Consider the following 26,025-nt stretch of genomic DNA (forward strand, 5'->3'; position numbering starts at 1 on the left):
GAACTGTGACGGGGGCACGTCGCTATAAGCAGATTGTCGACAATCGTCTAAGGGTGTTTGACATGTCTGAGGGTTTGCCCTAGTTTTTTCTCACTGCCACTGCTCAAGTGTCGACAATCATGTCTGAAGTGCTGGAAGAAAGCCTGGTCGCCGACGACGAGTCCGCCACCCTCTCCGATCACGTGTTCCGGCGGATCCAGGCCGCCATCGTGCGCGGCGAGATCGCCCCGGGCAGCAAGATCTCCGAGCCGGAGTTGGCGCGCGCCTACGGCATCAGCCGTGGCCCGCTGCGCGAAGCCATCCGCCGTCTGGAAGGGCAGCGCCTGCTGGTGCGCGTGCCGCATGCCGGGGCGCGTGTGGTGTCGCTGACGCCCGTCGAGCTGCTCGAACTGTACGAAATCCGCGAGTCGCTGGAGGGCATGGCCTGTCGCCTGGCCGCCGAGCGCATGAGCGAGGCGGAGATCGACGAGCTGCGCCGGGTGCTGGATACCCACGAGCGCGACGAGGCGTTCAAGGCCGGACGCGGCTACTACCAGCAGGAAGGCGACTTCGACTTCCACTACCGGATCATCCAGGGCAGCGGCAACCGCACCCTCAGCAACCTGCTGTGCAACGAGCTGTACCAGCTGGTGCGCATGTACCGCATCCAGTTCTCCGCCACGCCGAACCGGCCGCACCAGGCCTTCGCCGAGCACCACCGCATTCTCGATGCCATCGCCGACCGTGACGGTGAACTGGCCGAGCTGCTGATGCGCCGCCATATCGCGGCATCCAAGCGCAACGTCGAGCGTCACTATCGCGACGCTTTCAACCAGAACGCCAAGTAACGAGGTTTGCCATGACCCAGAAGACTCCCGGCCAGAAGTTCCGCGACGCCGTCGCCAGCGAGAATCCGCTGCAGATCGTCGGTGCCATCACTGCCTACGCGGGACGCATGGCCGAAGCCACCGGCTTCAAGGCGCTGTACATCTCCGGTGGCGGCGTGGCTGCCAACTCGCTGGGCATTCCCGACCTGGGCATCAGCACCATGGAAGACGTGCTGACCGACGCCCGTCGCCTGACCGACGCCACCACCCTGCCGGTGCTGGTCGACATCGATACCGGCTGGGGCGGCGCCTTCAACATCGCGCGCACCATACGCTCGTTCGAGAAGGTCGGCGTGGCCGCCGTGCACATCGAGGATCAGGTCGGCACCAAGCGCTGCGGCCACCGTCCGGGCAAGGAAGTGGTGAGCACCGAGGAGATGGTCGACCGCATCAAGGCCGCCGTCGACGCCCGCCAGGACGACAGCTTCGTGATCATGGCGCGTACCGACGCCCTGGCCGGCGAGGGCCTGCAGGCCGCCATCGACCGCGCCTGCGCCTACGTCGAGGCCGGTGCCGACATGATCTTCCCCGAGGCGATGACCGAGCTGCCGATGTACAAGCAGTTCCGCACCGCGGTGAACGTGCCGATCCTCGCCAACATCACCGAGTTCGGCCACACCCCGCTGTTCACCTGCGACGAGCTGGCCTCGGTCGACGTGGACATGGTGCTGTACTGCTGCGGCGCCTACCGCGCGATGAACGCCGCCGCGCTGAAGGTCTACCAGGCGATCCGCGAGCAGGGCACCCAGAAGAACGTGGTCGAGATCATGCAGACCCGTGCCGATCTGTACAAATATCTCGGCTACCACGCCTACGAGGACAAGCTCGACGAGCTGTTCGCCCAGAAGAAGCAGGAAAAGATCCAACCGCGGGAATGCTAACTAAAGCAGCATGGAAGGATTCGAGTCTCCCGTTTGAGACTCCTGTTGTTGGTTGCTGTATCCGTCTAAAAATTCAATAAGAGGAACAACGCAATGGCTGAAGCAAAAGTACTGAGTGGCGCTGGTCTGCGCGGTCAGATCGCCGGACAGACTGCCCTGTCCACCGTCGGCAAGGAAGGTGCCGGCCTGACCTACCGCGGCTACGACGTGCGCGAGCTGGCCAAGGACTGCCTGTTCGAGGAAGTCGCCTACCTGCTGTTCTACGGCGAGCTGCCCACCCAGGCCCAGCTGGACGCCTACCTGAGCCAGCTGCAGACCCAGCGCGACCTGCCGCAGGCGCTCAAGGAAGTGCTCGAGCGCATTCCGGCCAGCGCCCACCCGATGGACGTGATGCGTACCGGCTGCTCCATGCTCGGCAACCTGGAGCCGGAGGAGAGCTTCGCGCAGCAGCTGGAGAAGGCCAACCGCCTGATGGCGGCCTTCCCGGCGATCATGTGCTACTGGTACCGCTTCAGCCACGAAGGCGTGCGCATCGAGTGCACCTCGGATGCCCCGGATCTGGGCAGCCACTTCCTGACCCTGCTGCACGGCAAGGCCCCGAGCGAGCTGCACCGCAAGGTGATGAACGTGTCGCTGATCCTCTACGCGGAGCACGAGTTCAACGCCTCGACCTTCACCGCGCGCGTCTGCGCCTCGACCCTGTCCGACCTGTTCTCCTGCATCACCGGCGCCATCGGCTCGCTGCGCGGTCCGCTGCACGGCGGCGCCAACGAGGCGGCGATGGAGATGATCGAGAAGTTCGCCACCCCGGAAGAGGCCACCGAAGGCACTCTGGCCATGCTGGCGCGCAAGGACAAGATCATGGGCTTCGGTCACGCCATCTACAGCGTTTCCGACCCGCGCAACGAGGTGATCAAGGGCTGGTCCAAGCTGCTGGCCGAGGAAGTCGGTGACACCGTGCTGTTCCCGGTTTCCGAGGCCATCGACAAGGTCATGTGGGAGCAGAAGAAGCTGTTCCCCAACGCCGACTTCTACCATGCGTCCGCCTACAACTTCATGGGCATCCCGACCAAGCTGTTCACCCCGATCTTCGTCTGCTCGCGGGTCACCGGCTGGGCCTCCCATGTGTTCGAGCAGCGCTCCAACAACCGCATCATCCGCCCGAGCGCCGAGTACATCGGCGTCGAGCCGCGCGCCGTGCCGCCGCTGGCGCAGCGCTGATCTGGAACGGGGGAGTCCCTACGAGGGGCTCCCCTGCCGGTTCCACAAACGATCGTTAACCGATTGAGTCTCCGCCCCATGAATACTGAATATCGCAAGCAACTGGCCGGTACCGCCCTGGACTATTTCGACACCCGCGCGGCCGTCGAGGCGATCCAGCCCGGTGCCTACGACAAGCTGCCGTACACCTCGCGTGTGCTGGCCGAGCAACTGGTGCGCCGCTGCGAGCCGGCCATGCTGACCGACTCGCTGAAGCAGATCATCGAGCGCAAGCGTGATCTGGACTTCCCGTGGTATCCGGCCCGTGTGGTCTGCCACGACATCCTCGGTCAGACCGCACTGGTCGACCTGGCTGGTCTGCGCGATGCGATTGCCGAACAGGGCGGCGACCCCTCCAAGGTCAACCCGGTGGTGCCGACCCAGCTGATCGTCGACCACTCGCTGGCCGTGGAGGCCCCCGGCTTCGACCCGGACGCCTTCGAGAAGAACCGCGCCATCGAAGACCGCCGTAACGAAGACCGTTTCCACTTCATCGAGTGGACCAAGACCGCGTTCAAGAACGTCGATGTGATCCCGGCCGGCAACGGCATCATGCACCAGATCAACCTGGAGAAGATGTCGCCTGTGATCCAGGCCCGCGGCGGTGTGGCCTTCCCGGACACCTGCGTGGGTACCGACTCGCACACCCCGCACGTCGATGCCCTCGGCGTGATCGCCATCGGTGTCGGCGGCCTGGAAGCCGAGACCGTGATGCTCGGCCATCCGTCGATGATGCGCCTGCCCGACATCGTCGGCGTCAAGCTTACCGGCAAGCGTCAGCCGGGCATCACCGCCACCGACATCGTCCTGGCGCTGACCGAGTTCCTGCGCAAGGAGCGCGTGGTGGGTGCCTACGTCGAGTTCTTCGGCGAGGGTGCCGACAGCCTGTCGATCGGCGACCGCGCCACCATCTCCAACATGTGCCCGGAATACGGCGCCACCGCGGCGATGTTCTACATCGACCAGCAGACCATCGACTACCTCAAGCTGACCGGTCGCGAGCCGGAGCAGGTGGCGCTGGTCGAGCAGTACGCCAAGGAAACCGGCCTGTGGGCTTCGGCTTTGGAAGGTGCCGAGTACGAGCGCGTGCTCGAGTTCGACCTGTCCAGCGTGGTGCGCAACATGGCCGGCCCGTCCAACCCGCACAAGCGTCTGCCGACTTCCGCCCTGCACGAGCGCGGCATCGCCGACGAGGCCAAGCTGGCCGCAGCCCGCGCCGAGGAAGCCGAAGGCCTGCTGCCGGATGGCGCGGTGATCATCGCCGCCATCACCAGCTGCACCAACACCTCCAACCCGCGCAACGTGGTCGCCGCCGGTCTGCTGGCGAAGAAGGCCAACGAGCTGGGCCTGGTGCGCAAGCCGTGGGTCAAGACCTCCTTCGCCCCGGGCTCCAAGGTCGCCAAGCTGTACCTGGAAGAAGCCGGCCTGCTGACCGAGCTGGAAAAGCTGGGCTTCGGCATCGTCGCCTACGCCTGCACCACCTGCAACGGCATGTCCGGTGCGCTGGATCCGGTGATCCAGCAGGAAATCATCGACCGCGACCTGTACGCCACCGCCGTGCTGTCCGGCAACCGCAACTTCGACGGCCGTATCCACCCGTACGCCAAGCAGGCCTTCCTGGCCTCGCCGCCGCTGGTAGTCGCCTACGCCATCGCCGGTACCGTGCGTTTCGATATCGAGCAGGACGTGCTGGGTACCGACAGTCAAGGCAACCCGATCACCCTGAAGGACCTGTGGCCGTCCGACGAGGAAATCGACGCTATCGTCGCTGCCTCGGTGAAGCCGGAGCAGTTCAAGCAGATCTACATCCCGATGTTCGATCTGGGCACCGTGGAAGAGGCCAAGTCGCCGCTGTACGACTGGCGTCCGATGTCCACCTACATCCGCCGTCCGCCGTACTGGGAAGGCGCGCTGGCCGGCGAGCGTACCCTCAAGGGCATGCGCCCGCTGGCGATCCTGCCGGACAACATCACCACCGATCACCTGTCGCCGTCCAACGCCATCCTGCCGGACTCGGCCGCCGGCGAGTACCTGGCCAAGATGGGCCTGCCGGAGGAGGACTTCAACTCCTACGCCACCCACCGCGGCGACCACCTGACTGCCCAGCGTGCCACCTTCGCCAACCCGCAGCTGGTCAACGAGATGTGCGTGGTCGACGGCAAGGTGCAGAAGGGTTCGCTGGCGCGTGTCGAGCCGGAAGGCCAGGTCATGCGCATGTGGGAAGCCATCGAAACCTACATGAACCGCAAGCAGAACCTGATCATCGTCGCCGGTGCCGACTACGGTCAGGGTTCCTCGCGTGACTGGGCTGCCAAGGGTGTGCGCCTGGCCGGCGTGGAAGTGATCGTCGCCGAAGGCTTCGAGCGCATCCACCGTACCAACCTGGTCGGCATGGGCGTGCTGCCGGTCGAGTTCAAGCCGGGCACCACCCGCCTGACCCTGCAGCTCGACGGTACCGAGACCTACGACATCGAAGGCGCACTGTCGCCGCGCTGCGACCTGACCCTGGTCATCCATCGCAAGAACGGCGAAGTGACCAAGGTGCCGGTGACCTGCCGCCTCGACACCGCCGCCGAAGTCAGCGTGTACCAGGCCGGTGGCGTGCTGCAGCGCTTCGCCAAGGACTTCCTCGGTCAGGCCTGATCGGGCGTGCCGGCCCGGACCGCGTGAGGCGCCCGGGTCGGCAGTCCGCGCATTTCCATATCCGCGCTGCCGTCCGGCGGCGCGGTCTCATGAGGACGAGATTCCCATGGCTCACCAACCCCAGATCAAGATTCCCGCCACCTACATCCGCGGCGGCACCAGCAAGGGCGTGTTCTTCCGCCTGCAGGATCTGCCCGAGCGCTGCCAGGTGCCGGGCGAGGCCCGCGACCAGCTGCTACTGCGGGTGATCGGCAGCCCCGACCCGTACGGCCAGCAGATCGACGGCATGGGCGGCGCGACCTCCAGCACCTCCAAGACCGTGATCGTCGCCAAGAGCGAGCAGCCGGAGCATGACGTCGACTACCTGTTCGGTCAGGTGGCGATCAACAAGGCGTTCGTCGACTGGTCCGGCAACTGCGGCAACCTGACCGCGGCGGTCGGCGCCTTCGCGATTTCCGGCGGCCTGGTGGATCCGGCTCGGATTCCCGACAACGGCATCTGCACCGTGCGCATCTGGCAGAAGAACATCGGCAAGACCATCATCGCCCACGTGCCGATCACCAACGGTGAGGTGCAGGAAACCGGCGACTTCGAGCTGGACGGCGTGACCTTCCCGGCCGCCGAGGTGGTCATCGAGTTCATGGATCCGGCCGACGGCGAAGGCTCGATGTTCCCTACCGGCAACGTGGTGGACGACCTGGAGGTGCCGGGCGTCGGCACCTTCAAGGCCACCATGATCAACTCCGGCATCCCGACCATCTTCGTCAACGCCGCCGACATCGGCTACACCGGCACCGAGTTGCAGAAGGACATCAACTCCGACGCCGAGGCGCTGGCCCGCTTCGAGACCATGCGTGCCTACGGCGCGCTGAAGATGGGCCTGATTGCCGACATCGCCGAAGCCGCGGCCCGCCAGCACACGCCGAAGATCGCCTTCGTCGCCCCGGCCACCGACTACGTGGCTTCCAGCGGCAAGACCGTGGCCGCCGGCGACATCGACTGCTGCGTGCGCGCGCTGTCGATGGGCAAGCTGCACCACGCCATGATGGGCACCGCGTCGGTGGCCATCGCCACCGCCGCGGCGGTGCCGGGCACCCTGGTCAACCTGGCCGCCGGTGGCGGCCAGCGCGAGGCGGTCACCTTCGGTCATCCGTCCGGCACCCTGCGCGTCGGTGCCGCGGCCGAGATCGTGGGCGGCGAGTGGACCGCGACCAAGGCGGTGATGAGCCGCAGCGCCCGTGTCCTGATGGAGGGCTTCGTCCGCGTACCGGGCGACGCCTTCTGAGGTCCGCCGGCGCCGAGCCAACCCGCGCCCCCGTTGCCGACCGGCAGCGGGGGCGTTGCGTTTCCGGCGGCTAAGCTTTCTTCCGGCCATGCTGGAGGAAGCCCCGATGTCCGCCACCTTCGATCTCAACGTCCGCCCCGACTACGACCGGGTCCTGCAGGACATCGCCGACTACGTGCTGGACTACCGGGCCTTCTCCGCCGAGGCGCTCGATACCGCGCGTCTCTGCCTGATGGACAGCCTTGGCTGCGGCCTGCTGGCGCTGCGCTTTCCCGAGTGCATCAAGCACCTCGGGCCGCTGGTGGAGGGTACGGTGGTGCCGCACGGCGCCCGCGTACCGGGCACCAGCTTCCGTCTCGATCCGGTCAAGGCCGCCTGGGACATCGGCGCCATGGTGCGCTGGCTGGACTACAACGACACCTGGCTGGCTGCCGAGTGGGGCCATCCGTCGGACAACCTCGGCGGCATCCTTGCCGTCGCCGACCACCTGTCGCAGTTGCGCCTGTCGCGTGGCGAGGGGGCGCTGAGCATGCGCACGGTGCTGGAGGCCATGATCATGGCCCACGAGATCCAGGGCGTGCTGGCGCTGGAGAACTCCTTCAACCGCGTCGGCCTCGACCATGTGATCCTGGTCAAGGTCGCCTCCACGGCGGTCTGCGCTAGGCTGATGGGCGCAGACCGCGCGCAGTTGCTCGCCGCGCTGTCGCACGCCTTCGTCGACGGTCAGGCCCTGCGCACCTACCGCCATGCGCCCAACACCGGCTCGCGCAAGTCCTGGGCGGCGGGCGACGCCAGCAGCCGCGGCGTGCGCCTGGCCGACATCGCCCTGCGTGGCGAGATGGGCATTCCCGGTGTGCTGAGCGCGCCGCAGTGGGGCTTCTACGACGTGCTGTTCAGCCATACCAACAAGGATCTGGCGACCAAGCCGGTGGAGCTGCGGCAGTTCAGCCTGCCGCAGCCCTTCGGTAGCTACGTGATGGAGAACGTCCTGTTCAAGATCAGCTTCCCGGCCGAGTTCCATGCACAGACCGCCTGCGAGGCGGCGCTCAGGCTGCATCCGCAGGTCAGGGATCGTCTGCACGAAATCGAGCGTATCGTCATCACCACCCACGAGTCGGCGATCCGCATCATCTCCAAGGTCGGACCGCTGGCCAATCCGGCCGACCGCGACCACTGTCTGCAGTACATGACCGCGGTGCCGCTGGCCTTCGGCAGCCTGGTGGCCGAGCACTACGAGGACGACTTCCACGCCGCCCATCCGCTCATCGACGAGCTGCGCGCCAAGATGGCGGTGGTCGAGGACGCGCGCTACAGCCGCGAATACCTGGAGGCCGACAAGCGCTCGATCGCCAACGCGGTGCAGGTGTTCTTCAGCGACGGCAGCTCGACCGGGCAGGTGGCGGTTGAGTACCCGCTCGGTCATCGGCGCCGCCGCGCGGAGGGCATCCCGCTGCTGGAGGAGAAGTTCCGGGCCAACCTGGCGAGCCGTTTCCCGGCGCCGCGCTGCGCGCGGATTCTCGCCCTGTGTCGCGATCAGGCGCGTCTTGAGGCCGCCGCGGTCGATCGCTTCATGGAGTTGTTGGTGATCTGAGCACGGCCGCGAAGCCGCGGCCGTCAGTGGTTGCTGACGCCGATCAGCGCGCCGCCGGCGCCGATGAAGAAGGTGCCGGTGGTCTTGTTCAGGCGGCTGACGCCCTTGGCGGTTCTAACCAGGCGGCGGATCTGCATGCCGAACAGCGAATAGGCCAGCGAGCCGACGCACAGCTCCATCAGCAGGTAGGTGCTGCCCAGGTAGAGGAATTGCTCTGCAGTGGGTTGGTCCGGCCGGATGAACTGCGGAAAGATGGCGGCGAACAGCAGGATGGCCTTGGGGTTGCTCATGCCGACCAGGAACTCGTTGCGCATCAGGCGCAGGATCGGCGCCTTGCGGCGGCCGGAGCCCTCGGCCGACTCCGGCTGCGCTTCCAGGCCGCTGAATTCGCTGCTGCGCCAGGTCTTGATGCCCAGGTAGACCAGGTACAGGGCGCCGGCCCACTTGATCGCGGTGAAGGCCTGCTCCGAGGCGAGCAGCATGGCGCCCAGGCCGACGGCCGAGATGAACAGGAAGATGGCATACGACGCCAGGCGCCCGAAGGTCGCCAGCAGGGCGGCACGGACGCCGTAGTTGATGCCGTTGTTCAACGCGCAGAAGTTGTTCGGCCCCGGCCCGAGGGCGATCAGGGCGGCAATCGGAGCGAAGAGTACGGCGTCCATCAGCGTCATGGTGGTCACCAGGGGGGCGAGGGTTATTTCAAGCGGCGTTCGACACCCTTTTCCACCAGGATCTTGGCGGCGATCTCCTCCACGGAGAAGTGCGTGGAGTTGATGAAGGGGATGTTTTCGCGACGGAACAGGTTTTCCACCTCGCGCACTTCGAACTCGCACTGGGCGTAGCTGGCGTAGCGGCTGTTGGGCTTGCGCTCGTTGCGGATCGCCGCCAGGCGGTCGGGGTCGATGGTCAGGCCGAACAGCTTGCCCTTGTGCGTCTTGAGCGGCAGGGGCAGCTTCAGCTGCTCCATGTCGTCCTCGGTCAGCGGGTAGTTGGCGGCGCGGATGCCATACTGCAGGGCCATGTACAGGCAGGTCGGCGTCTTGCCGCAGCGCGACACCCCGACCAGGATCAGGTCGGCCTTGTCGTAGTAGTGGGTGCGGGCGCCGTCGTCGTTGTCGAGGGCGAAGTGCACCGAGTCGATGCGCTCCATGTAGTTGGGGTTGTGCGCGATCGAGTGCGACTTGCCCACCGAGTAGGAAGAGTGCGCCGACAGTTCCTGCTCCAGCGGCGACAGGAAGGTGGAGAAGATGTCGACCATGAAGCCGTTGCAGTGGGCCAGTACGTCGCGGATTTCACTGTTGACGATGGTGTCGAAGATGATCGGTCGCACGCCGTCCGCCTCGGCAGCAGCGTTGATTTGCTGTACCATCGCACGGGCTTTTTCCACGGTATCGATGTACGGTCGGGTCAGCTTGTGGAAGTTGATGTTCTCGAACTGAGCGAGCAGGCTCTGACCCAGCGTCTCGGCAGTGATGCCGGTACCATCGGAGATGAAGAAAGCGGTGCGTTTCATGGGCGCCCTGGCCTTGGGGGAGTGATTCCCGGCGAGCATGGGCGAGCCATCGCACACCCAGTGCCGTTTGCCGGCATTGTTACTGATTTTGCCGGGCCCGGCCACAAGCACGGGTCCGACCGAGAAGCTGTATCCGCACACACATAGGGGAGAGGTCACCTTGGTAGAGTACGTAGTTTCCCTCGATAAGCTCGGCGTCCACGATGTAGAGCACGTAGGGGGCAAGAATGCCTCGCTGGGCGAGATGATCAGCAATCTCGCCGGAGCGGGCGTTTCCGTACCTGGCGGCTTTGCCACCACCGCCCAGGCCTACCGCGACTTCCTCGAGCAGAGCGGTCTGAACGATCGCATCCATGAGGCCCTGGACGCGCTGGACGTCGACGACGTGACCGCCCTGGCCAAGACCGGCGCGCAGATCCGCCAGTGGGTGATGGACGCCGAGTTCCCGGCCCGTCTGGATGCCGAGATCCGCACCGCCTTCGCCGCCATGGCCAATGGCAACGACAACATGGCCGTGGCCGTGCGTTCCTCCGCCACCGCCGAGGACCTGCCGGACGCCTCCTTCGCCGGCCAGCAGGAAACCTTCCTGAACATCCGTGGCGTGGACAACGTGATCCGCGCGGCCAAGGAAGTGTTCGCCTCCCTGTTCAACGACCGCGCCATCGCCTACCGCGTGCATCAGGGCTTCGACCACAAGCTGGTCGCCCTGTCCGCCGGCGTGCAGCGCATGGTGCGTTCGGAAACCGGCACCGCCGGCGTGATGTTCACCCTGGATACCGAGTCCGGCTTCCGCGACGTGGTGTTCATCACCGGCGCCTACGGCCTCGGCGAGACCGTGGTGCAGGGTGCGGTGAACCCCGACGAGTTCTACGTGCACAAGCCGACCCTGGAAGCCGGCCGTCCCGCCATCCTGCGCCGCAACCTGGGCAGCAAGGCGATCAAGATGGTCTACGGCGACGAGGCCAAGGCCGGTCGCTCGGTCAAGGTGGTCGACGTCGACCTCGCCGACCGCGCACGTTTCGCCCTGTCCGACGCCGAGGTCACCGAGCTGGCCAAGCAGGCGCTGATCATCGAGAAGCACTACGGCCGCCCGATGGACATCGAGTGGGCGAAGGACGGCGACGACGGCAAGCTGTACGTCGTCCAGGCGCGTCCGGAGACCGTGAAGAGCCGCGCCAACAACGTGATGGAGCGCTACCTGCTCAAGGAGAAGGGCAAGGTGCTGGTGGAAGGCCGTGCCATCGGTCAGCGCATCGGCGCCGGCCCGGTCAAGGTGATCCACGACATCGCCGAGATGGACAAGGTACAGCCGGGTGACGTGCTGGTCTCCGACATGACCGACCCGGACTGGGAGCCGATCATGAAGCGCGCCAGCGCCATCGTCACCAACCGCGGCGGGCGCACCTGCCACGCGGCGATCATCGCCCGCGAGCTGGGCATTCCGGCCGTGGTCGGTTGCGGCAACGCCACCAGCGTGCTGAAGGATGGTCAGCAGGTCACCGTGTCCTGCGCCGAGGGCGATACCGGCCTGATCTACGAAGGTGCGCTGGGCTTCGACATCCGCCAGAACTCGGTGGACGCCATGCCCGAGCTGCCGTTCAAGATCATGATGAACGTCGGCAACCCGGACCGCGCCTTCGACTTCGCCCAGCTGCCCAACGCCGGCGTCGGCCTGGCGCGTCTGGAATTCATCATCAACCGCATGATCGGCGTGCACCCCAAGGCGCTGCTGAACTTCGCCAGCCTGCCGGCGGAGATCAAGGACAGCATCGAGAAGCGTGTCGCCGGCTACGGCGATCCGGTGGACTTCTACGTCGAGAAGCTGGTCGAGGGCATCAGCACCCTGGCCGCCGCCTTCTGGCCGAAGAAGGTCATCGTGCGCATGTCCGACTTCAAGTCCAACGAGTACGCCAACCTGATCGGCGGCAAGCTCTACGAGCCGGAAGAAGAGAACCCGATGCTCGGCTTCCGCGGCGCCTCGCGCTACATCAGCGAGAGCTTCCGTGACTGCTTCGAGCTCGAGTGCCGGGCGATGAAGAAGGTCCGCAACGAGATGGGCCTGACCAACGTCGAGATCATGATCCCGTTCGTGCGCACCCTGGGCGAGGCTTCGCAGGTGATCGACCTGCTGGCCAGCCACGGTCTCAAGCGCGGCGAGAACGACCTGCGCGTGATCATGATGTGCGAGCTGCCGTCCAACGCGCTGCTGGCCGAGGAGTTCCTCGAGTACTTCGACGGCTTCTCCATCGGCTCCAACGACCTGACCCAGCTGACCCTCGGTCTGGATCGCGACTCCGGTATCATCGCCCACCTGTTCGACGAGCGGAATCCGGCGGTGAAGAAGCTGCTGTCCAGCGCCATCCAGGCCTGCCGCAAGGCCGACAAGTACATCGGCATCTGCGGTCAGGGGCCTTCGGATCACCCGGACCTGGCCAAGTGGCTGATGGAGCAGGGCATCGACAGCGTGTCGCTGAACCCGGACTCGGTGCTCGATACCTGGTTCTTCCTCGCTGAAGGTCAGGACTGATCCAGAGCCTGAGCTGATGCGGTGAAACGAGAGGGCGGGGCAATCCCGCCCTTTTTGTGCGTCCAGAAAAAGAACGGCATGCAAAGCAGTAGCAAACTCTTTCCCGTCGCGCTGATCAGTGCGGAACTGCGCGGCGATCTCACCGAGGACGTCTATCTCCTCAAGCCCAACAACAGTCCAGACAGCTCGGTCGAACTGGCGCTGACCCGCCTGGGCCGCGCCGATGCCCCGTCACGCGCCGTGCCGCTGGTGCTGGTGCATGGCGGTTTCGCCAACCGACGCTTCTGGTACACCAGCAACGGCCACGGTCTGGGCGCCTGGCTGGCGCGCGCCGGTTTCGATGTGTGGCTGGCGGAGATGCGTGGCCACGGCCTGTCGCCGCGCAACCGCGGCTATCGGCACAACAGCGTGGTCGACTACGCACGCCATGATCTGCCTGCGATCGCTGCATTCGTCGGTGAGCAGTGCGGGCAGCCGGTGCACTGGCTGGGGCACTCGCTGGGGGGGCTGTCTCTGGTTGCTGCACTCGCCGGCGGCCATCTGGCCGCTGATGGGGTCGCCTCGCTGACCCTGGCGTGTTGTCAGGTCAGCCGCCTGCACTGGGCGCTCAAGGTGCCGCCGCTGAACTGGGCGGTTCGTCTGAGACTCTTGCGCGCGGAGGCGGTCGCCCCGGGGTGGCTGGGGCAGGGGCCCGAGGAGGAGGCGGTTGGCGTGGTGCGCGAGGCGCTGCGCTGGTTCGGTCTGTTCGGCCGCTTCGGCGGCGGCGGACAGGACTGGTCCGCCGGCCTGGCCGCGGTCGAAGTGCCGGTGCTGGCGCTCGCCGGCGGCGGCGACCTCACCGCTCCGCCCGGCGCCTGCCGGCAGTTGCTCGAGCGTTTCGGTTCGTCGCGGCGCGAGTTCGTCCGGCTTGGCCGGGCGGAAGGTTTTGCCGAGGACTATGGTCACGTCGAGTTCCTGCAGGGCAAGAATGCCCAGCGCGAGGTCTGGCCGCTGCTGGAGGGCTGGCTGCGACATGGCCGCCTGGACCTTCCGCGGGCGGAGCTTGCCCCTACGTTTGCCTAGTTTCCCGTCGGTCGGCTTGCGGCTAGGATCAATGACGCGACGAAGCTGTGCGTCGTGCTGCCGGGCGGCAGGCGCGCGGTCTCGCGGAATGGCAGTGCCGGGCGTGCTTCCGGTGCTGTCTGTGCGCCGCTGATATGGCGGTCGCGGCTTCGCCGCGGCCACTCCGGCGCCGACCTCCAACTGCAAGGAACCTGACATGCAATACGTTACCCCCGATCTGTGCGATGCCTACCCCTACGTCGACGTGGTCGAGCCGATGTTCAGCAACTTCGGCGGCCGCGACTCCTTCGGTGGCCAGATCGTCACCATCAAGTGCTTCGAGGACAACTCGCTGGTCAAGGAGCAGGTCGAGCAGGATGGTCGCGGCAAGGTGCTGGTGGTCGATGGCGGCGGTTCGCTGCGTCGCGCCCTGCTCGGCGACATGCTGGCCGAGAAGGCGGCGAAGAACGGTTGGGAAGGCATCGTGGTGTATGGCTGCATCCGCGACGTCGACGTGATCGCCCAGACCGATCTCGGTGTGCAGGCGCTGGCGGCCCATCCGATGAAAACCGAGAAGCGCGGTATCGGCGACCTCAACATCCCGGTTACCTTCGGTGGCGTGACCTTCGTGCCGGGCGAATACCTGTATGCCGACAACAATGGCATCATCGTCTCCCGCGAAGAGCTGAAGATGCCCGAGTGACGGGCCTGCGCAGCCGTCCGACCGTTGCCGGTCTGGCGGCTGCGCATCGCGGATTGCGGACGGGGCTGGGAATGCAGGCGTACGAAGACGACAACGAGCGCGGCCTGGTCTATGGCTTCGTTCTGGATGGCGAGGGGCGGGCGCGCAGGATCCAGCGCAACGAGCTGGAGGTTCTCGATCTGCGTCCCGGGGAGTGTCTCTGGCTGCACTGGGATCGCAGCGTTCCGCCGGCGCGCCAGTGGCTGCGTGAGCTCAGCGGGCTCAACGCCTTCGCCTGCGATCTGCTGCTGGAGGAGGCGACCCGCCCGCGGCTGGTGTCGTTGGGCAAGGATCGTCTTCTGCTGTTCCTGCGCGGGGTCAATCTCAATCCCGGCGCGGACCCCGAGGACATGGTGGCGTTGCGCATCTATGCCGATGAACGGCGGGTCATCTCCCTGCGCATGCGCCCGGTCCGGGCGGCCGGTGCCCTGTGCGAAGCCTTCGAGCGGGGCGAGGGGCCGAAGACCGCCTCGGAGCTCGTGCTGTTTCTCGCCGATGCGCTGACCGACGGCGTCGACCGGCTGGTGGCGGAGCTTGCCGAGCAGATCGACGAGCAGGAGGAGTTGCTCGACCTCAGCGAGAAGCGCACGCCGAGTCGGCAGCTGCTGCTCGCCATGCGGCGGAGGGCGGCCAGCCTGCGCCGGTACCTGGCGCCGCAGCGGGAGATCTATGCCCAGCTCGGGCGCAGTCCGTTGCCCTGGTTCGCGGGCGACGACACCGACTACTGGAACGAGCTGTTCAATCGCCTGACGCGGAATCTCGAGGAGCTCGACCTGGCGCGCGAGCGGATCAGCTTGCTGCAGGAGGCCGAGCACCGTCGCATCACCGAGCGGATGAATCGCACCATGTACATGCTGGCGATCATCACCGGTTTCTTCATGCCGATGAGCTTCGTCACCGGCTTGCTCGGCATCAATCTCGGCGGTATCCCCGGCGCCGAGCATCCCTACGGTTTTGCCCTGGCCTGTCTGCTGATGGGGGCGATCGCACTGTTCCAGTGGTGGTTGTTCCGGCGCTTGCGCTGGTTGTGATGTGACCCGCCGGCGTGCCGGCGCGTCTCGGAGTTAGACACCGCGGAGGCTGGTATGCACGATCCCTTCGAAGAATCACTGCGTGACCTGCTCAGGGGCGCTCCGACCGAAACGGCCGACAGCGCGCGCCTGGATCGCGTGCTCAAGGCGGCCAATCGCCAGGTGGGTGCTGGCGATCTGTTCAATCTGCTCGGACACTGGTTCGAGGCCCTGATGATCGGCCTCGAGAGCGGTGCCGTCCGCAAGGTGCCCGTCACCCGTCGACTGAATCCCGCTGCGCGGCGCGCGCATGAGGCTGACTAAGCATGGAATTCGATATCTGGACGCAAAGTCTGCTGACGGCCATGAGCACCCTGTGGGGCAAGCTGGCTGGCTTCATTCCCAACCTGCTCGGCGCGCTGGTGGTCGTGCTGCTGGGCTTCGTGGTTGCCAAGCTGCTCGATACGCTGCTCTCCAAGCTGCTGGCCAAGCTCGGTCTGGATCGCCTGATGAGCGGGGCCGGCCTGACGCGCCTGCTGGAGCGCGGCGGGGTTCGCGTGCCGGTGTCGACGTTGGTGGGCAAGATCGTCTACTGGTTCGTCCTGCTGGTATTTCTGGTGTCGGCGGCTGAATCGCTCGGCCTGCAGCGCGTCTCGGGGACGCTCGATCTGCTCGCCCTGTATCTGCCCAAGGTCTTCGGTGCGGCGCTGGTGCTGCTGGCCGGTGTGTTGCTTGCCCAACTGGCCAATGGCCTGGTGCGGGGGGCCGCCGATGGGGTCGGCCTCGAGTACGGCGGCAGCCTGGGGCGGATCGCGCAGGGGCTGGTGATCATCATCAGCATCTCGGTGGCCATCGGCCAGCTCGAGGTGAAGACCGATCTGCTCAATACCGTCATCGCCATCGTGCTGGCCTCGGTCGGTCTGGCGCTGGCGCTGGCGCTGGGGCTGGGCAGTCGCGAGGTGGTCGGGCAGATCATTGCGGGCATCTACCTGCGAGAGCTCTACGAGGTCGGGCAGCAGGTCCGCATCGGTGAGGTCGAGGGGGTGATCGAGGAGATCGGCACGGTGAAGACCATACTGCTCACCGAGGATGGCGAGCTGGTGACGCTGTGCAATCGCCTGCTGCTGACTCGTCGGGTCACTAGTCGCTGAGGCGGGGCTTTCCCGCGCGGTTTCTGCTAGATTATCCGGTCATCTTCGCAGGCTGCGTGTTGCGCAGTCTGCTTCCCTCTATCCGATCGCGATCGGTCTGCCTCGCTTGAACAAGCCGCACTCACTGCCCCAGCGCTACGATCCGCACGAGCTTACCGACGAGCAGTTGGTGGAGCGGGCGCACGTTGAGCTCTTTCATGTCACGCGTGCCTACGAAGAATTGATGCGTCGCTACCAGCGCACGCTGTTCAACGTCTGTGCGCGCTATCTGGGCAACGATCGGGATGCGGATGATGTCTGCCAGGAAGTCATGCTCAAGGTGCTCTATGGTTTGAAGAACTTCGAGGGCAAGTCGAAGTTCAAGACCTGGCTGTACAGCATCACCTACAACGAATGCATCACCCAGTACCGCAAGGATCGGCGCAAGCGGCGCCTGATCGATGCGCTCAGCCTCGACCCTCAGGAGGAGGCCTCCGAAGAGAGAGCGCCGAAAGTCGAGGAGCGCGGGGGGTTGGATCGCTGGCTGGTGCACGTGAATCCGATCGACCGGGAAATTCTGGTGCTGCGCTTCGTGGCGGAGCTGGAGTTCCAGGAGATCGCCGACATCATGCACATGGGGCTGAGTGCCACCAAGATGCGCTACAAGCGGGCGCTTGACCGCTTGCGTGAGAAGTTCGCTGATCCAAATGTGGACTGATTCTCGCCGGAAATGTCTGGCTCGGTGGTCTTGTGTTAAACTTTTGGTCTAGCTGCATGTCCAATGTAACGCTGCAGCTAAACTTTTCTTGCTGGGGATTTAACGGATGAAACTGAAAAACACCTTGGGCTTTGTCATCGGCTCCATCGTTGCCGCTTCCTCTTTCAGTGCGCTGGCGCAAGGCCAGGGTGCGGTCGAGGTCGAGGCTTTCGGCAAGCATTACCTGAGCGACAGCCAGCGTGGCTTCGAGGATGAGGGTGAGCTGTACGGTGCTGGTATCGGCTACTTCCTGACCGACGACGTTTCGCTGTCCCTGTCGCACGGCGTCTACAGCGATGTGACCTCCGATGATCCGGTGGGTGCCGATGGTCACAAGGACATCAAGGGCAGCCTGACTTCCCTGGATGCCGCCTATCACTTCGGCGCGCCGGGTGTCGGCCTGCGTCCCTACGTTTCCGGCGGCGTTGCGCACCAGAGCATCGGTCAGGCTGACCGCAGCGGCCGTAACAACAGCACCTTCGCCAACGTCGGTACCGGTCTGAAGTACTACTTCACCGAGAACGTCTTCGCCAAGGCCAGCGTCGATGGCATGTACAACATCGATCAGGGTGATTCCGAGTGGATGGCTGGCGTTGGTGTCGGTCTGAACTTCGGTGGCGGCAGCGCTCCGGCTCCGGCCCCGGTTGCCGAGCCGGCTCCGGTCGTCGAGCCCGCTCCGGTTGCTGAGCCGGTGCCGGAAGTCGTGCGCGTCGAGCTGGATGTAAAGTTCGACTTCGACAAGGCCCAGGTCAAGTCGGAAAGCTACGGTGATATCAAGAACCTGGCTGACTTCATGAACCAGTACCCGCAGACCTCCACTACTGTCGAGGGTCACACCGACTCCGTCGGTACCGACGCCTACAACCAGAAGCTGTCCGAGCGCCGCGCTGCTGCCGTGCGTGACGTGCTGGTCAATCAGTACGGTGTTGCCGCCGGTCGCGTGAGCTCCGTTGGTTACGGTGAGTCCCAGCCGGTGGCCGACAACGCTACCGAAGCCGGTCGCGCCGTGAACCGTCGCGTCGAGGCTGAAGTGGAAGCCCAGATCCAGCAGTAAGCTGCTGCGGTCTGTCCAAGAAAAACCCGGCGAAAGCCGGGTTTTTCTTTTTCTGTGCGCGCTGTTTGCGTCGGCTGAGTGGGTATCTCAGTCGTGCAGTTTTTCCGCGGCGTACAGGGTGTTTTCCAGCAGGCAGGCGCGGGTCATCGGGCCGACGCCGCCGGGTACCGGGGTGATCCAGCTGGCGCGCGCGGCTGCCGGCTCGAACTCGACATCGCCTACCAGGCGGCCGTCGGCCAGGCGATTGATGCCGACGTCGATCACGATGGCGCCGTCCTTGATCCATTCGCCCTTGACCAGTCCGGGCTTGCCGACGGCGACCACCACGATGTCGGCCTGGCGCACGTGGCCGGGCAGGTCACGGGTGAATCGATGGGTCACGGTGGTGGTGCAGCCGGCCAGCAGCAGTTCGAGGGCCATCGGGCGGCCGACGATGTTGGATGCGCCGACGACCACTGCGTGCAGGCCGTGGAGATCTTTCCCGGTGCTGTGCAGCAGGGTCATGATGCCCTTCGGAGTGCAGGGCTGGAGGACAGGCATGCGCTGCGCCAGGCGACCGATGTTGAACGGATGGAAGCCATCCACATCCTTGTCCGGGTGGATGCGCTCGAGCAGCTGGGAGGCGTCCAGGTGCGCGGGCAGGGGGAGCTGGACGAGGATGCCGTCAACCGTCGGGTCCGCATTGAGGTTGTCGATCAGGCTCAGCAATTCGCTCTGCGAGGTATTGCTGTCGAGGTCGTAGGCGCGGGAGATGAAGCCGACTTCCTCGCAGTCCTTGCGCTTGTGGGCGACGTAAACCTGAGAGGCGGGGTCGCTGCCGACCAGAATGACGGCCAGGCCGGGGATGCGCTGCCCCTGCTGGCGACGTTCGGCCACGCGCTGGGCTATCTGTTGGCGGAGGCGGGCGGCGATGGCTTTGCCGTCGATCAGTTGTGCGGTCATGACGCTTGGAGAACCGTAAGAGTCAGTTAGGAAGGTGCGCTATTCTCGCACGGGGCGGCAGTGGGGCAAAGGCGGGCACCGGGCAAATCCGCTCGAGCGTCCTATGTGTTTGAAAATTTTCAGAAAAAAGGTTGACGGCTGCTTCGGCTATCAATAACATGTGCCTCGCTTGACCGGCACAGCCCAGGCAGCGATAGCTGAGCAAGGTTGGTTCGGTGGTTGGCCAACTTGCAGGCGATCGACAGATCGCTTCGAGATCCGGCTAGAGGGTTGCAGCCACAAACGCGCCCGTAGCTCAGCTGGATAGAGCATCCGCCTTCTAAGCGGATGGTCGCAGGTTCGAGTCCTGCCGGGCGCGCCAGTACGGCGCTTTGGCAAGCATAAAATATGGTGGGCGTAGCTCAGTTGGTAGAGCACAGGATTGTGGCTCCTGGTGTCGTGGGTTCGATTCCCATCGTCCACCCCATATTCCGAATCGCCAGGCCTAGCCTGGCGTTTTCGTTTCTGCACCGGTCGCGCGGACGTGGTGAAATTGGTAGACACGCTGGATTTAGGTTCCAGTGCCGCAAGGTGTGAGAGTTCGAGTCTCTCCGTCCGCACCATCTCTCGTTGAAAGTGCTTCCTCTTGTTGAGCGTCGGTCTCGCCTCGCGAGCTCTGCGTTCGTTCTGTCCGCATCCGTTTTTCGGCAGGGTCTTTTCTGTCGCCGGGCGGGTGACTTCTCCGGAATCCCCTACTAGAATGCACGCCTTATTTGTGGGCCGGTAGGGCCGGCTTTGTCTGTGCAACGAGGATTACCCATGCAAGTTTCTGTTGAAACCACCTCCGCTCTTGAGCGTCGCATGACCGTTGGCGTGCCTGCCGAGCGCATCGAGACCGAAGTCAACAAGCGTCTGCAGCAGACTGCCCGTCGTGCCAAGATCCCTGGCTTCCGTCCTGGCAAGGTGCCGATGAGCGTCATCCGTCAGCGCTACGAGGATTCCGCTCGCCAGGAGGCTCTGGGCGACCTGATCCAGGCGACCTTCTACGAAGCCGTGGTGCAAGAGAAGCTGAATCCGGCAGGCGCGCCTTCCGTTGAGCCGAAGGTGTTCGAGAAGGGCCAGGCGCTGGAGTACGTCGCCACCTTCGAGGTCTTCCCCGAGTTCCAGGTGGCTGGCTTCGAATCGATCGCCGTCGAGCGTTTGCAGGCCGAAGTGTCTGACGCCGATGTCGACAACATGCTCGAGATCCTGCGCAAGCAGAACACCCGTTTCGAGGCGGTCGAGCGTGAAGCGCAGAATGGCGATCAGCTGAACATCGATTTCGTCGGCAAGATCGACGGTGAAGCCTTTGCCGGCGGCAGCGCCAAGGGCACCCTGCTGGTGCTGGGCTCCGGTCGCATGATTCCCGGCTTCGAAGATGGCCTGGTCGGTGCCAAGGCGGGTGAGGAGCGCGTGCTGAACGTGACCTTCCCCGAGGACTATCAGAACCTGGATCTGGCCGGCAAGGCTGCCGAGTTCGCCGTGACCGTCAATGCGGTCGCCGAAGCCAAGCTGCCCGAGCTGAACGAGGAGTTCTTCGCCCTGTTCGGCGTCAAGGAAGGTGGTGCCGAGGGCTTCCGCGCTGAAGTGCGCAAGAACATGGAGCGCGAGCTGCGTCAGGCTGTCAAGTCCAAGGTCAAGAACCAGGTGATGGAAGGCCTGCTGGCCAGCAACCCGGTCGAGGCTCCGAAGGCACTGATCGGCAACGAAGTGAATCGTCTGCGCGTGCAGGCCGTCCAGCAGTTCGGTGGCAACATCAAGCCCGACCAACTGCCGGCCGAGCTGTTCGAGGAACAGGCCAAGCGTCGCGTCCTGCTGGGCCTGGTCGTGGCCGAAGTGGTCAAGCAGTTCGAGATCAAGCCGGACGAGGCGCGCGTGCGTGCCATGATCGAGGAAATGGCTTCTGCCTACCAGGAGCCGGAGCAGGTTGTGGCCTGGTACTACAAGAATCCGCAACAACTGGATGAGGTTCGTTCGGTTGTTCTGGAAGAACAAGTCGTGGATACTGTCCTGCAAAAGGCTAATGTCACGGACAAGCAGGTCTCCTACGAGGAAGCGGTCAAGCCGGCAGAAGCACCCAAAGCCGAGTAAAGACTTCCTACTTGATAGGGTCCTACATAAGCCAGCCTCGTGCTGGCTTATGTGTCTCAGGACATAATTAATGGGGAGTGACCAGGAATGTTCCGTAATTCGTTCGATTCTAAGCTCGATGTGCAGGCCGCTGGCGGCCTGGTGCCCATGGTGATCGAGCAGTCTGCGCGCGGTGAGCGTGCATTCGACATCTACTCGCGGTTGCTCAAAGAGCGGGTGATTTTCCTGGTTGGTCCGGTCGAGGACTACATGGCCAACCTCGTGGTGGCCCAGTTGCTGTTCCTCGAGGCGGAGAACCCGGACAAGGACATTCATCTGTACATCAACTCGCCGGGTGGCTCGGTCACTGCCGGCATGTCGATCTACGACACCATGCAGTTCATCAAGCCCGATGTGTCGACCATCTGCATCGGTCAGGCCTGCAGCATGGGCGCGCTGTTGCTGGCTGGCGGCGCCGCCGGCAAGCGCTACTGCCTGCCGCATTCGCGCATGATGATTCACCAGCCGCTGGGCGGCTTCCAGGGTCAGGCTTCGGACATCGAGATCCATGCCCGCGAGATCCTCACCATTCGCGAGCGTCTGAATCGCATCCTGGCCGCCCATACCGGTCAGCCGATCGACGTGATCGCCCGTGATACCGATCGCGACAATTTCATGAGTGGCGAGGAGGCGGTCAACTATCGTCTCATCGACCAGGTGCTGAGCAAGCGCCAGCTGCCCGTCTGACCACCCGCATTACCCGGCCGGCGTCGCCGGCCTGTCGCGGGGTTGAAAAACCCCGCGATAGCCTTCATCTTGTGTTCATGCCTACCGGATTGGATTGATCGAATGACAGACACCCGCAATGGCGAGGACACCGGCAAATTGCTCTACTGTTCCTTCTGCGGCAAGAGCCAGCATGAAGTACGCAAGCTGATTGCCGGTCCCTCGGTCTTTATCTGCGACGAGTGCGTCGACCTGTGCAACGACATCATCCGCGAGGAGGTGCAGGAAGCCCAGGCCGAGAGTAACGCCAACAAGTTGCCGGCCCCCAAAGAAATCAGTGCGATCCTCGATCAGTACGTGATCGGTCAGGAGCGTGCGAAGAAGGTCCTGGCGGTTGCGGTGTACAACCACTACAAGCGTCTCAGCCAGCGCGAGAAGAAGGACGACGTCGAACTCGGCAAGAGCAATATCCTGCTGATCGGGCCGACCGGCTCGGGCAAGACCCTGCTCGCCGAGACGCTGGCGCGCCTGCTCAACGTGCCTTTCACCATCGCGGATGCCACCACGCTCACCGAAGCCGGCTATGTCGGCGAGGACGTGGAAAACATCATCCAGAAGCTGCTGCAGAAGTGCGACTACGATGTGGAGAAGGCCCAGATGGGCATCGTCTACATCGACGAGATCGACAAGATTTCCCGCAAGTCGGACAACCCCTCCATCACCCGGGATGTCTCCGGTGAGGGCGTGCAGCAGGCACTGCTCAAGCTGATCGAGGGCACCATCGCCTCGGTTCCGCCGCAGGGCGGTCGCAAGCACCCGCAGCAGGAGTTCCTGCAGGTCGACACCCGCAATATCCTGTTCATCTGCGGTGGTGCTTTCGCCGGGCTGGAGAAGGTCATCCAGAATCGTTCGACCAAGGGCGGCATCGGCTTCAGCGCCGAAGTGCGCAGCAAGGACTCCGGCAAGAAGGTCGGCGAATCGCTGCGTGAGGTCGAGCCGGATGATCTGGTCAAGTTCGGTCTGATTCCCGAGTTCGTCGGTCGCCTGCCGGTGATCGCCACCCTTGAGGAGCTCGATGAGGCGGCGCTGATGCAGATCCTCACCGAGCCGAAGAACGCGCTGACCAAGCAGTACGCACGGCTGTTCGAGATGGAGGGCGTGGAGCTGGAGTTCCGCAGCGACGCCCTGCATGCGGTGGCGCGCAAGGCGCTGGAGCGCAAGACCGGTGCCCGGGGGCTGCGTTCGATCCTCGAGGGTATTCTGCTCGACACCATGTACGAGATTCCCTCCGCCACCGATGTCAGCAAGGTGGTGATCGACGAGAACGTCATCGAGGGCGCCTCCAAGCCGCTGCTGATCTACAAACGCAGCGAGCAACCCGCCAAGGCTGCGCCAGACGCGTAAGCATCTTCAAGGGGCCCTCGGGCCCCTTTGTTCTTTCTGTGCGCCGCAAAAGCTTGTTTTTTCCGGGCGCGCCCCCCATCTTGGATCCATGTCCAACGCCCGTGCGTGGTTAATGCGGGCCCTGCAAGAGTTGAAAGCATGAAGACGATCATCGAGTTGCCCCTTTTGCCGCTGCGCGATGTGGTGGTCTATCCGCACATGGTCATCCCGCTGTTCGTCGGGCGCGAAAAGTCCATCGAGGCTCTCGAGAACGCCATGGCTGCCGACAAGCGGATCCTGCTGCTTGCCCAGAAGAACCCGGCCGACGACGATCCGGGACAGGATGCCCTCTACCAGATGGGGACCGTGGCCAGTGTGCTGCAGCTGCTGAAGCTGCCGGACGGTACGGTGAAGGTGCTCGTCGAGGGTGGGCAGCGTGGCCAGGTGACACGTTTCATCGACGCTGGCAGTCACGCGCGCGCCGAGGTCGAGCTGATCGAGGAGGGCGGGATTCCCGAGCGGGAGTCGGAGGTGTTCTGCCGCAGCCTGCTCAATCAGTTCGAGCAATACGTCCAGCTGGGCAAGAAGGTGCCGGCCGAGGTGCTCGGCTCGCTGAGCGGCATCGACGAGCCGGCGCGATTGGTGGATACCATGGCCGCCCACATGGCGCTGCGTATCGAGCAGAAGCAGGAGATCCTCGAGATCACCGACCTGCCTGCGCGTATCGAGCACGTGCTCGGCCTGCTGGATGCCGAAATCGACCTGTTGCAGGTTGAAAAGCGCATTCGTGGTCGGGTCAAGAAGCAGATGGAGCGCAGCCAGCGCGAGTACTATCTGAACGAGCAGATGAAGGCCATCCAGAAGGAGCTGGGTGAAGGCGAGGAGGGCCACAGCGAGGTCGATGAGCTGAAGCGGCGGATCGACAGCGCCGGGATGACCAAGGAGGCACTGCAGAAGGCCAATGCCGAGCTGAACAAGCTCAAGCAGATGTCGCCGATGTCGGCCGAAGCCACGGTGGTGCGTTCCTACATCGAATGGCTGACCAACGTGCCGTGGCAGGCCGAGAGCAAGGTGCGCCTGGATCTGAAGCGCGCGGAGGAGATTCTCGATGCCGACCACTATGGCCTGGACGAGGTCAAGGAGCGCATCCTTGAGTTCCTCGCCGTGCAGAAGCGCGTCAAGAAGCTCAAGGGGCCGGTGCTCTGCCTGGTCGGCCCGCCTGGCGTGGGCAAGACCTCGCTGGCCGAATCCATCGCCCGCGCGACCAATCGCAAGTACGTGCGCATGGCCTTGGGCGGCGTGCGTGACGAGGCCGAGATCCGCGGGCACCGGCGTACCTACATCGGCTCCATGCCTGGTCGCCTGATCCAGAAGATGACCAAGGTCGGCGTGCGCAACCCGCTGTTCCTGCTCGACGAGATCGACAAGCTGGGCAGCGACATGCGCGGCGATCCGGCTTCGGCCCTGCTCGAGGTGCTGGACCCGGAGCAGAACCACAATTTCAACGACCATTACCTGGAAGTCGACTACGACCTGTCCAACGTGATGTTCCTGTGCACGGCGAACTCGATGAATATTCCGGCGCCGCTGCTCGATCGCATGGAGGTCATCCGTCTGCCCGGCTATACCGAGGCCGAGAAGATCAGCATCGCCACCAAGTATCTGGTGCCCAAGCAGGCGGCGGCCAACGGCCTGAAGAAGACCGAGCTGAGTGTCGAAGAGGACAGCCTGCGCGACATCATCCGCTTCTACACCCGCGAGGCCGGTGTGCGCAGCCTGGAGCGCGAGATCGCCAAGGTGTGCCGCAAGGTGGTCAAGGAGCACGCCCGCGAGAAGAGCTTCCACGTCACCGTCAGTCCCGACGACCTCGAGCACTACCTGGGCGTGAAGAAGTTCCGTTACGGCAAGGCCGAGCTGCAGGATCAGGTGGGGCAGGTGACTGGCCTGGCCTGGACCCAGGTGGGTGGCGAGCTGCTGACCATCGAGGCTGCGGTCGTGCCGGGCAAGGGGCAGCTGATCAAGACCGGTTCGCTGGGCGACGTGATGGGCGAGTCGATCACCGCCGCGCTGACCGTGGTGCGCAGTCGTGCCAAGAGCCTGGGGATTGCCCAGGACTTCCACGAGAAGCGCGACATCCATATCCATGTGCCCGAGGGGGCCACGCCCAAGGATGGTCCGAGCGCGGGCATTGGCATGTGCACAGCGCTGGTTTCGGCGGTGACCGGGATTCCGGTGCGTGCGGATGTGGCCATGACCGGCGAGATCACCCTGCGTGGCCAGGTACTGGCCATCGGCGGTCTGAAGGAAAAGCTTCTGGCGGCTCACCGCGGTGGTATTACCACGGTGATCATCCCCGAAGAGAACGTGCGTGATCTCAAGGAAATCCCGGAAAATATTAAGCAGGATTTGCAGATCAAACCGGTCAAATGGATTGACGAGGTCCTGCAGATTGCGCTGCAATACAAGCCTGAGCCCTTGTCTGACGCGGCCCCCGAGCGAGTGGGCGCGGATGACAAGCGGGATGCTGAGGCCCAGGAGCGAATCAGCACGCACTAGCTAAGAGGCTTCCTTGACACTGTTTTCGAG

The 26,025-nt window shown here is 64.5% G+C and carries 21 protein-coding genes and 3 tRNA genes; 21 read left to right on the forward strand and 3 right to left on the reverse strand.

Annotation, left to right across the window (positions count from 1 at the left end; all coding sequences use genetic code 11):
• The first annotated feature begins 119 nt into the window (after nt 1-119).
• From BLT78_RS02400 to prpD, 6 genes are all read left to right on the forward strand, one after another.
• The gene (locus tag BLT78_RS02400) at nt 120-827 is read left to right on the forward strand and encodes a GntR family transcriptional regulator (RefSeq protein WP_090347450.1); all 708 of its coding nucleotides are present in this window, start codon (nt 120-122) and stop codon (nt 825-827) included.
• Nucleotides 828-838: 11 nt separating this feature from the next.
• The gene (prpB, locus tag BLT78_RS02405) at nt 839-1,747 is read left to right on the forward strand and encodes a methylisocitrate lyase (protein ID WP_090347451.1); all 909 of its coding nucleotides are present in this window, start codon (nt 839-841) and stop codon (nt 1,745-1,747) included.
• A gap of 93 nt (nt 1,748-1,840) precedes the next feature.
• Nucleotides 1,841-2,968 (forward strand): bifunctional 2-methylcitrate synthase/citrate synthase, encoded by a 1,128-nt coding sequence (prpC, locus tag BLT78_RS02410; RefSeq protein ID WP_090347452.1) that lies wholly within the window; start codon nt 1,841-1,843, stop codon nt 2,966-2,968.
• A 78-nt stretch (nt 2,969-3,046) separates the two neighbouring features.
• A complete protein-coding gene (gene acnD, locus BLT78_RS02415; protein WP_090347453.1) occupies nt 3,047-5,650 on the forward strand; it encodes a Fe/S-dependent 2-methylisocitrate dehydratase AcnD in 2,604 nt (867 codons plus the stop codon).
• 106 nt (nt 5,651-5,756) lie between these two features.
• A complete protein-coding gene (gene prpF / locus BLT78_RS02420) occupies nt 5,757-6,935 on the forward strand; it encodes a 2-methylaconitate cis-trans isomerase PrpF (protein WP_090347454.1) in 1,179 nt (392 codons plus the stop codon).
• 106 nt (nt 6,936-7,041) lie between these two features.
• Nucleotides 7,042-8,526 (forward strand): 2-methylcitrate dehydratase, encoded by a 1,485-nt coding sequence (prpD, locus tag BLT78_RS02425; RefSeq protein ID WP_090347455.1) that lies wholly within the window; start codon nt 7,042-7,044, stop codon nt 8,524-8,526.
• Nucleotides 8,527-8,549: 23 nt separating this feature from the next.
• Here the strand turns inward: prpD and BLT78_RS02430 are convergent, their stop codons facing one another.
• Both BLT78_RS02430 and ppsR read right to left on the reverse strand, forming a co-directional pair.
• Nucleotides 8,550-9,197, reverse strand: coding sequence for a LysE family translocator (locus tag BLT78_RS02430; RefSeq protein WP_197673133.1), 648 nt, complete (start codon nt 9,195-9,197; stop codon nt 8,550-8,552).
• 23 nt (nt 9,198-9,220) lie between these two features.
• Nucleotides 9,221-10,039 (reverse strand): posphoenolpyruvate synthetase regulatory kinase/phosphorylase PpsR, encoded by an 819-nt coding sequence (gene ppsR, locus BLT78_RS02435; protein ID WP_090347456.1) that lies wholly within the window; start codon nt 10,037-10,039, stop codon nt 9,221-9,223.
• A 160-nt stretch (nt 10,040-10,199) separates the two neighbouring features.
• On the opposite strand from ppsR, the gene ppsA reads away from it, so the two are divergent.
• From ppsA to BLT78_RS02475, 8 genes are all read left to right on the forward strand, one after another.
• Nucleotides 10,200-12,566 (forward strand): phosphoenolpyruvate synthase, encoded by a 2,367-nt coding sequence (ppsA, locus tag BLT78_RS02440; RefSeq protein WP_090347457.1) that lies wholly within the window; start codon nt 10,200-10,202, stop codon nt 12,564-12,566.
• A gap of 78 nt (nt 12,567-12,644) precedes the next feature.
• Complete coding sequence (locus BLT78_RS02445; RefSeq protein ID WP_090347458.1) at nt 12,645-13,628, forward strand: alpha/beta fold hydrolase; 984 nt, start codon at nt 12,645-12,647, stop codon at nt 13,626-13,628.
• Between the two features lie 196 nt (nt 13,629-13,824).
• Nucleotides 13,825-14,310: a ribonuclease E activity regulator RraA gene (rraA, locus tag BLT78_RS02450; protein ID WP_090347459.1), complete on the forward strand. Its 486-nt coding sequence runs from the start codon at nt 13,825-13,827 to the stop codon at nt 14,308-14,310.
• Between the two features lie 71 nt (nt 14,311-14,381).
• Nucleotides 14,382-15,380: a zinc transporter ZntB gene (locus tag BLT78_RS02455; protein WP_090347460.1), complete on the forward strand. Its 999-nt coding sequence runs from the start codon at nt 14,382-14,384 to the stop codon at nt 15,378-15,380.
• A gap of 54 nt (nt 15,381-15,434) precedes the next feature.
• Complete coding sequence (locus BLT78_RS02460; RefSeq protein WP_090347461.1) at nt 15,435-15,683, forward strand: CrfX protein; 249 nt, start codon at nt 15,435-15,437, stop codon at nt 15,681-15,683.
• A gap of 2 nt (nt 15,684-15,685) precedes the next feature.
• A complete protein-coding gene (locus BLT78_RS02465) occupies nt 15,686-16,510 on the forward strand; it encodes a mechanosensitive ion channel family protein (protein WP_090347462.1) in 825 nt (274 codons plus the stop codon).
• Nucleotides 16,511-16,616: 106 nt separating this feature from the next.
• Entirely contained in the window at nt 16,617-17,207 is a 591-nt protein-coding gene (gene sigX / locus BLT78_RS02470) for an RNA polymerase sigma factor SigX (protein ID WP_090347463.1), read from the forward strand.
• Nucleotides 17,208-17,313: 106 nt separating this feature from the next.
• The gene (locus tag BLT78_RS02475) at nt 17,314-18,300 is read left to right on the forward strand and encodes an OmpA family protein (RefSeq protein WP_090347464.1); all 987 of its coding nucleotides are present in this window, start codon (nt 17,314-17,316) and stop codon (nt 18,298-18,300) included.
• Nucleotides 18,301-18,387: 87 nt separating this feature from the next.
• Here BLT78_RS02475 and folD read toward each other — a convergent pair whose 3' ends face one another.
• The gene (folD, locus tag BLT78_RS02480) at nt 18,388-19,242 is read right to left on the reverse strand and encodes a bifunctional methylenetetrahydrofolate dehydrogenase/methenyltetrahydrofolate cyclohydrolase FolD (protein WP_090347465.1); all 855 of its coding nucleotides are present in this window, start codon (nt 19,240-19,242) and stop codon (nt 18,388-18,390) included.
• Nucleotides 19,243-19,526: 284 nt separating this feature from the next.
• Here folD and BLT78_RS02485 point away from each other — a divergent pair.
• The 7 genes from BLT78_RS02485 to lon all read left to right on the forward strand — a co-directional run bounded on the left by BLT78_RS02485 (nt 19,527) and on the right by lon (nt 25,995).
• A tRNA-Arg gene (locus BLT78_RS02485) sits at nt 19,527-19,603 on the forward strand.
• Nucleotides 19,604-19,632: 29 nt separating this feature from the next.
• Nucleotides 19,633-19,708 (forward strand) — tRNA-His (locus BLT78_RS02490).
• Nucleotides 19,709-19,759: 51 nt separating this feature from the next.
• Nucleotides 19,760-19,844, forward strand: a tRNA-Leu gene (locus tag BLT78_RS02495).
• A gap of 196 nt (nt 19,845-20,040) precedes the next feature.
• Nucleotides 20,041-21,351: a trigger factor gene (gene tig, locus BLT78_RS02500; RefSeq protein ID WP_090347466.1), complete on the forward strand. Its 1,311-nt coding sequence runs from the start codon at nt 20,041-20,043 to the stop codon at nt 21,349-21,351.
• A gap of 87 nt (nt 21,352-21,438) precedes the next feature.
• Nucleotides 21,439-22,077, forward strand: a complete 639-nt coding sequence (clpP, locus tag BLT78_RS02505; RefSeq protein WP_090347467.1) for an ATP-dependent Clp endopeptidase proteolytic subunit ClpP — start codon at nt 21,439-21,441, stop codon at nt 22,075-22,077.
• 102 nt (nt 22,078-22,179) lie between these two features.
• Entirely contained in the window at nt 22,180-23,460 is a 1,281-nt protein-coding gene (gene clpX, locus BLT78_RS02510) for an ATP-dependent Clp protease ATP-binding subunit ClpX (RefSeq protein WP_090347468.1), read from the forward strand.
• 138 nt (nt 23,461-23,598) lie between these two features.
• Entirely contained in the window at nt 23,599-25,995 is a 2,397-nt protein-coding gene (lon, locus tag BLT78_RS02515) for an endopeptidase La (RefSeq protein WP_090347469.1), read from the forward strand.
• The last annotated feature ends 30 nt before the right edge of the window (nt 25,996-26,025 follow it).

It is taken from the genome of Pseudomonas oryzae (assembly GCF_900104805.1).
In the GTDB taxonomy this organism is placed as follows: domain Bacteria; phylum Pseudomonadota; class Gammaproteobacteria; order Pseudomonadales; family Pseudomonadaceae; genus Geopseudomonas; species Geopseudomonas oryzae.